At 64.2% G+C, this 7,244-nt stretch carries 7 protein-coding genes and 1 pseudogene; all 8 read left to right on the top strand.

Features of this window, described 5'->3' with window-relative positions:
- The first annotated feature begins 83 nt into the window (after window positions 1-83).
- The gene (locus EN991_RS16475; protein WP_127369145.1) at window positions 84-1,163 is read left to right on the top strand and encodes an imelysin family protein; all 1,080 of its coding nucleotides are present in this window, start codon (window positions 84-86) and stop codon (window positions 1,161-1,163) included.
- 1 nt (window position 1,164) lies between these two features.
- A complete protein-coding gene (locus EN991_RS16470; protein ID WP_127369144.1) occupies window positions 1,165-2,271 on the top strand; it encodes a DUF1513 domain-containing protein in 1,107 nt (368 codons plus the stop codon).
- Between the two features lie 95 nt (window positions 2,272-2,366).
- Window positions 2,367-3,044 (top strand): tRNA (adenosine(37)-N6)-threonylcarbamoyltransferase complex dimerization subunit type 1 TsaB, encoded by a 678-nt coding sequence (tsaB, locus tag EN991_RS16465; protein WP_127369143.1) that lies wholly within the window; start codon window positions 2,367-2,369, stop codon window positions 3,042-3,044.
- 83 nt (window positions 3,045-3,127) lie between these two features.
- Window positions 3,128-3,622 carry a ribosomal protein S18-alanine N-acetyltransferase gene (rimI, locus tag EN991_RS16460; RefSeq protein WP_127369142.1) on the top strand — a complete coding sequence of 165 codons (495 nt, stop codon included), beginning with the start codon at window positions 3,128-3,130 and terminating at the stop codon, window positions 3,620-3,622.
- Between the two features lie 21 nt (window positions 3,623-3,643).
- Window positions 3,644-4,444 (top strand): 1-acyl-sn-glycerol-3-phosphate acyltransferase, encoded by an 801-nt coding sequence (locus tag EN991_RS16455; protein ID WP_127369141.1) that lies wholly within the window; start codon window positions 3,644-3,646, stop codon window positions 4,442-4,444.
- A gap of 113 nt (window positions 4,445-4,557) precedes the next feature.
- Window positions 4,558-5,928: a tRNA (N6-isopentenyl adenosine(37)-C2)-methylthiotransferase MiaB gene (gene miaB / locus EN991_RS16450; protein ID WP_245460982.1), complete on the top strand. Its 1,371-nt coding sequence runs from the start codon at window positions 4,558-4,560 to the stop codon at window positions 5,926-5,928.
- A gap of 83 nt (window positions 5,929-6,011) precedes the next feature.
- Window positions 6,012-7,004, top strand: coding sequence for a PhoH family protein (locus EN991_RS16445; protein WP_023758127.1), 993 nt, complete (start codon window positions 6,012-6,014; stop codon window positions 7,002-7,004).
- Window positions 7,005-7,022: 18 nt separating this feature from the next.
- Window positions 7,023-7,244 (top strand): annotated as a pseudogene (locus EN991_RS16440) (rRNA maturation RNase YbeY); the annotation flags it as partial.

Here is a 7,244-nt window from a genome sequence, read left to right as displayed (position 1 = left end):
GAGGCGCAGAAAGCGCGCGACCGTTTTGCCGCCGCTAACGCGACCGAGCGTGACGCATTGCTCAAATTCCTGGAGTCACTGTGATGTTCAAGCGTTCTGCATTGTTTTTCGCTCTTCCGCTGGCCCTGCTGGGCGTTGTCCCTGCGTCGGCGGCGGTCAAAGCCTCCGACATCATCCAGCGGGCGATCGATGGCTTCGTCCGCCCGGCCTATGCCGGCCTGCACGAGCATGCGGAAGCCTTGACCGGATCCATGCGCAAGCTGTGCGTCACGCCCTCGCAAGGAGAGCTCGATGCCGCACGCGCCGAATTCTCCGCCACCGTCTATGCCTGGTCGTCAGCCGAAAACATCGGCTTCGGGCCGATCAAGGAGAACAACCGGCTGGAACGCATGCTGTTCTGGCCGGATCGCAAGAGCATTGGCCTGAAGCAGGTGCAGGCGGCGCTGTCGGCGAAGGATCCAACCGCCACAGATCCGGCACAGCTGGCCGGCAAGAGCGTCGCCATGCAGGGGCTGGGCGCGCTGGAGTTCGTACTTTACGGCGACGGCGCCGGTGCACTGGCCGGCAAGGATGATCCCTACCGCTGCGCCTATGGCACTGCTGTTGCCGGCAACATCGAAACCATGGCCGGCGAGGTCAGCGCCGCCTGGAACAAACCGGACGGCTTTGCAGCGATTTGGGCCAATCCGGGGCCGCAGAATGCGCTCTACCGCGACGGCAACGAAGCGGTGACGGAACTGGTCGGCGTCTTCATCAATGAGCTGGAAATGGTGCGCGACGTGCGCCTGAAAGGGTTTTTCGGCGGCAAGCCGGACGCGGACAAGCCGAAACAAGCGATCTATTGGCGCTCGCAAAACACCACCGCGTCACTGGCCGGCAATCTCTCCGGCATCGATACGCTGTTCCAGGCCTCGAAACTTGGCGACGCCCTGCCGGCCGATGCGCGCTGGATGGCCGAATCGATCCACATCCAGTTGGTCAACGGTGTCGCCACCGCCAAGGCCGTCAGCGGTCCAATCGACAAGGCGCTTGCCGATCCGGCATTGCGCGACAAGCTCGAGCATTTCGCGCTGATCACCTCCAGCCTGTCGACCCTGATCGGGACCAGGTTGACCGCTGAATTCGGCCTGACCGCAGGCTTCTCCTCGCTGGATGGGGACTGAATTGAAAACCCCGCTGATAGATCGCCGCGATTTCCTGAGAGCTGCAGGCGTTGGCTTCATGGCCGCGATGGCGCCATCGGCCTGGGCAACGACGCTTTCGGCCGACGCCGTCTTCGCCACCGCTTTCGTCAAACGCGACGGCAGCTTTGGCGCTGCCGTCCTGTCCGAGGCCGGCAAAGTCCTGCATGCGATCGATCTGCCCGATCGCGGCCACGATGTCACCTTCGATCCCATATCGAAACGCTCGGTGGTCTTCGCGCGCCAGCCCGGCACCTTCGCCGTGGTTTTCGACCATTCGGGCCGTGATGCGCCGCTGACCATCGCCAGCATCGCCGGCCGGCATTTCTTCGGCCATGGCGTGTTTTCGGCCGACGGTGCGCTGCTCTATGCCACCGAAAACGACTTCGACAACGCCGCCGGCGTCGTCGGCGTCTACGATGCGCGGGCGAAATTCAGCCGTGTCGGCGAGTTCCCGACCTATGGAATGGGTCCACACGAGCTTCTGCTCCTGGGCGATGGCAGGACGATTGCGGTAGCAAATGGCGGCATCGAGACCCATCCGGATTACGGCCGCGCCGAGCTCAACATTGCGACCATGAAGCCGTCCTACGTATTGATAGACCGCGTCACCGGCGACCTCATCGAGAAGCACGAATTGCCGGCCGCACTGCATCAGCTGTCGATCCGCCACATGGACACCGATCCGTCCGGCACGGTCTGGTTCGGCTGCCAGTACAGGGGCCCGGGCACCGATCGTCCGCTGCTGGTCGGCCGCGCGGTGCGCGGCAAGGAATTGCAACTGCTCGACATGCCGCAGGACGTTTTGTCCGGCTTCCGCAACTACATAGGCTCGGTCGCCGCCAATCCGGCTGCCGGCACGGTCGCGGTCTCCTCGCCGGAAGGCAACTCGCTTGTCGTGCTCGATGCGGCCAGCGGACGGGTCGTCGCGAACAGCGCGCTGGTCGAGGTCTGCGGCGTGGCTCCCGATGGAACCGGCTTCATGGCCACCACCGGCGCTGGCGAGATCGTCGAGGGCAGTGGTGCGACACGCTCCGAACCGGACTATGTCTGGGACAACCACATGCTGCGCATCGAGCAGGCCGCATAGGCCACAAGCGAAGCCGCTTAACGAATTATGCACTATCCCCTTGCGGTGGCGGGCCGTGGCGGGCACAGGGAATTGTCTTTCGAACCGGTTGCTTCATGAAATTGCTTGCCATCGACTGTGCCGCCAACCTCTGCGCCGCTAGCGTCTATGACGCGACGGCGAAGCGGGAGCTCGGCCGCCCGGTGCTCGATCTCGGCAAGGGCCGTGCCGAGCAGCTGATGGCGGTCATCGCCGAAGCGCTGGAGGCAGGCGCAACCGACTATGCAGGTCTTGGCGCCATTGCCGTGTCTGTCGGCCCCGGTTCCTTCACCGGTCTGCGGGTCGGCGTCTCGACCGCGCGTGGCCTGGCGCTGGCGCTGAAGATACCGGCAATCGGAGTGACGACACTGGAGGCGCTGGCTGCCGAAGCAGCGACGGCATTTCCCGGTCGCGCCGTGCTGGCGGCGCTGGATGCCGGCCGTGAGGAGATCCACGCGGCCTTTTACGACGAAAGGTTAGTCTTGACTTACGGTCCGGCCGTGGCCACGCTGGCCGACGTGGTGGCAATGGCGATGGCAACGTCTCCGGTGCTTGCCGGCACCGCTGCAGCGCTCATCAGCGCATCGGCCGGGCGCGAATTCGATGTCGGCCCTCGGACGGCCACCGCCGACATTGTCACCTACGCCCGCCTGGCTGCCGCCAAGGGCGCGGGCGAACGGCCGAAACCACTCTATCTGCGCGGCGCCGACGCCAAGCCGCAGGCCGGGTTCATTCTTTCAAGGATCAGACCATGATCCCGAAAAGTGGAAGCCGGTTTTCACGGACAACGGTTCCCGTTTGTCCAGAGATCATGGTCAAACAAGAAAACAAAAATTAGATGCGCATACCTTTTCTCCAATCACGCCGCCGGGACTATGCGCTCGAGCCGCTGAGGATCGCCGACAGTCCGGCGGTCTCGCTGCTGCACCGCGAGGACTTTGTCCGCCCCTGGACCGATGGCGAATTTGCCGCCTTGCTCGAACAGGACACCGTGTTCGGCTATGCCGCGCGCGAAACCGGACAGGGCTCCAAGCCGCCCGTCGGCTTCGTGCTGGCGCGGCTTGCGGCAGGCGAGGGCGAGATCCTGACCGTCGCGGTGGCGCGATCGCATCGCCGGCAGGGGCTGGGCTGGCAATTGATGGACGCGGTGTTGCGCGAACTGCACGCGCAGCGCGCCGAAGCGCTGTTCCTCGAGGTCGACGAGACCAATGTCGCGGCGATCGCGCTTTATCGCCGGCTGGGCTTCCGCGAGGTCGGCAGGCGGCCGAATTACTACAGGTCGGCCGAACACGGACCGACCGGCGCGCTTGTCATGCGCCGCGATCTTCGCTAGCGAGACGGCCGGGATGGGGCGATGATCAAGAAAATCAGGATTTTCCTGGCGCTGGGCCTCGTTGTCGCCGGTTCGCTGGTCCTCGTGCCGTTACAGATACTGTCGATGAAGACCGGCTGGTGGCCGGAAACCTTCATCCTCAAGATCTGGCACAGGCTGATCATCAGGGCGCTCGGCATGCGCATCCATGTCAAGGGGACGCTGTCCGACAAGCGCCCGCTGCTGGTTGCGTCCAATCACATCTCCTGGACCGACATCATGGTGCTCGGCTCTTTTGCCGACGTAAAATTCATCGCCAGGGCTGATATGGAAGGCTGGCCGCTGATCGGCATGCTTTCGAAGCTGCAGCGTACCGTGTTCATCGAGCGCGAGCGCAAGCGTTCGTCGGGCGACCAGGCAAGCGAGATTGCCAGCCGCATGGCCAAGGGCGATGCGATGGTGCTGTTTGCCGAGGGCTCGACCGGCGACGGCAATATGGTCCTGCCGTTCAAGAGCACGCTGTTCGGCGCCGCCTCGATGGCGATTTCGGAAGGCGCGGCGGAACAGGTGTTCATCCAGCCGGTGGCGATCGCCTATACGCGTCTGCACGGCGTGCCGCTCGGCCGCCGGCATCGCCCGCTTGCCGCCTGGATCGGCGATGAGGATTTGATGCCGCATCTCAAGGTATTGCTGGCGGAGGGCGCGCTCGACGTCGAGGTGCATTTCGGCGAGGCAATCGCCTTTTCCAAGGGTTCGAACCGCAAGGAGACGTCGAAACTGATGGAAAGCCAGGTGCGTGAGATGATGCAGGCGGTGCTTGCCGCCCCGCGGCCGAGCCGCTAGCCCCGGCATGCCCTTGCTGGCGCGGGCTGAGAATCGTCTGTTTTTTGTCACGGAAAGGCGTTAGAAGCCGCCTTATGGACTTGAACACGGTAGAAAGCGACGACATCGGCACTATGGCTGGACAGCCGGCAGTGCTTTCCACGGCAGCGAAAAAAGTCTTCATCAAGACCTATGGCTGCCAGATGAACGTCTATGATTCGCAGCGTATGGCCGATGCGCTGGCTGCCGACGGCTATTCCGCGACCGATGCCATTGGCGAGGCGGACCTGGTGCTGCTGAACACCTGTCATATCAGGGAGAAGGCGGCCGAAAAGGTCTATTCCGAGCTCGGCCGTATCCGCGACATGAAAGCCGAGCGTGCCCTGGCCGGCCGCGAGATGCTGGTCGGCGTCGCCGGCTGCGTGGCGCAGGCCGAAGGCGCCGAGATCATCCGCCGTTCGCCGGCCGTCGACCTGGTCATCGGCCCGCAGACCTATCACCGGCTCCCCGACGTGCTGGCGCGGGTGCGCGGCGGCGAAAAGATCGTCGAGACCGACTACGCCATCGAGGACAAGTTCGAGCATCTGCCGCAGCCCAAGCGCGCCGAGGTCATCAAGCGCGGTGTCACCGCCTTCCTCACCGTGCAGGAAGGCTGCGACAAGTTCTGCACCTTCTGCGTCGTGCCCTATACCAGAGGCTCCGAAGTTTCCCGGCCGGTGGCGCAGATTGTCGCGGAGGCTGAGCGCCTGGCTGAAGCCGGGGTGCGCGAAGTGACGCTGCTTGGCCAGAACGTCAATGCCTGGCATGGCCAGGGCGAGAACGGCCACGAGTGGGGCCTTGGCCGCCTGCTGTTCAGGCTGGCCGAAATCCCCGGGCTGGCGCGTCTGCGCTACACCACCAGCCACCCGCGCGACATGGATGACGAGCTGATAGCGGCCCATCGCGATCTGCCGTCGTTGATGCCCTATCTGCATCTGCCGGTGCAATCAGGCTCCGACCGCATCCTCAAGGCGATGAATCGCCGGCACACGGCGAGGGATTATCTGGCGCTGCTCGACCGTATCCGCACTGCCCGGCCTGACATCGCGCTTTCCGGCGACTTCATCGTCGGCTTTCCCGGCGAGACCGAGGCGGATTTCGAGGCGACCATGGAGCTGGTGCGTCAGGTGAATTACGCCTCGGCCTTCTCCTTCAAATATTCGCCGCGCCCCGGCACGCCAGGCGCCGAAATGCCCGATCATGTGCCGGAAGCGGTCAAGGACGAGCGCTTGCAGCGGCTGCAGGCCTTGCTCGTGAAACAGCAGCAGGACTTCGGCTTGAGCCTCGTCGGCAGCACCATCGACACGCTGATCGAGAAGCCCGGCCGTCAGGCCGGCCAGAAGGTAGGCCGCTCACCTTGGCTGCAGCCGGTTATTGTTGATGAAAAGGCCGGCGAAATCGGTGACATTATCCAGGTGCGAATCACGAAGACGGGCTACAACAGCCTGTTCGCCGAATTGGCCTGAGGGTCTCGGCAGATGAGGAGAGACGGTTGAGCGCAGCAGAGCTGAAGAACCTGCCCCCGGTACCGGCATCTGGGGCTTCTGACATGGCGCACATCGTTCTGACTTTCGACAACAACAAGCTTGCCAGCGCCCTCTATGGTCAGTTCGACGAAAACCTCGCCCGGCTCGAGCAGAAGCTTGGCGTCGACATCCGCTCACGCGGCAACCAGCTGACCATCAAAGGGTCCGCTTCTGCCGCCGAGCAGGCGCGCCGCGCCCTGGACAATCTTTACGGCATTCTCCAGAAAGGCGTCGATATCGGCCAGTCCGACGTTGACGGCGCCGTGCGCATGGCGATTGCCGCCGACGATCAGTTGACCCTGCCAACGCTGGAACGCAAGGGCAAGGTCTCCGCCGCCCAGATCGCCACCCGCAAGAAGACGATCTATGCCCGTTCGCTCAACCAGGACGCCTATATGCGGGCGCTGGAACGGTCGGAACTGGTGTTCGGCATCGGCCCGGCCGGCACCGGCAAGACCTACCTGGCGGTGGCGCACGCGGCGATGCTGCTCGAGCGCGGCATGGTCGAGCGCATCATTCTCTCGCGGCCGGCGGTCGAGGCCGGCGAGCGGCTGGGCTTCCTGCCCGGCGACATGAAGGAGAAGGTCGATCCCTATCTGCGGCCGCTCTATGACGCGCTCTACGACATGATGCCGGCCGACAAGGTCGAGCGCGCCATTGCCGCCGAAGTGATCGAAATCGCGCCGCTTGCCTTCATGCGCGGCCGCACGCTGGCGCATGCCGCCGTCATCCTCGACGAGGCGCAGAACACCACGCCGATGCAGATGAAGATGTTCCTGACGCGTCTGGGCGAAAACTCGCGCATGATCGTCACCGGCGATCCGACCCAGATCGACCTTCCCTCGAACACCAAATCGGGTCTGGTCGAAGCCTTGCGGGTGCTGGACGGCGTGGCGGGCGCGGTCACCGTGCGCTTCAACGACGGCGACGTGGTTCGCCATCCGCTGGTGGCGGAAATCGTCAGGGCCTACGACCGGGACGCCAAGCTGGCGCGTGGCCTCGGCGCCGAGAATTGATGTTGGCGATGCGGCTTCATGCCTGAGGACATAATATCCGGCGACGGGAATATTCCCGTCGACATCGACATAGCGGTTGAGGCGGGCAACTGGCCCGACGAGGCAAGCCTGACGCGGCTGGTCGATCGGGCCGTTAAGGCGGCTTTTGCCGAAATCGGCGTGGCGGGCCGTTCCGAACTCAGTCTCGTTTTTTCCGACGACGCCCCTATCCAGGTTCTCAACGCCGGCTGGCGCGGCCAG

The organism is Mesorhizobium sp. M7A.F.Ca.US.005.03.2.1 (assembly GCF_003997795.1).
In the GTDB taxonomy this organism is placed as follows: Bacteria; Pseudomonadota; Alphaproteobacteria; order Rhizobiales; family Rhizobiaceae; genus Mesorhizobium; species Mesorhizobium ciceri.
Note: the sequence above shows the minus strand (reverse complement) of the source record. Positions and strands in the feature narration are given on the sequence as shown.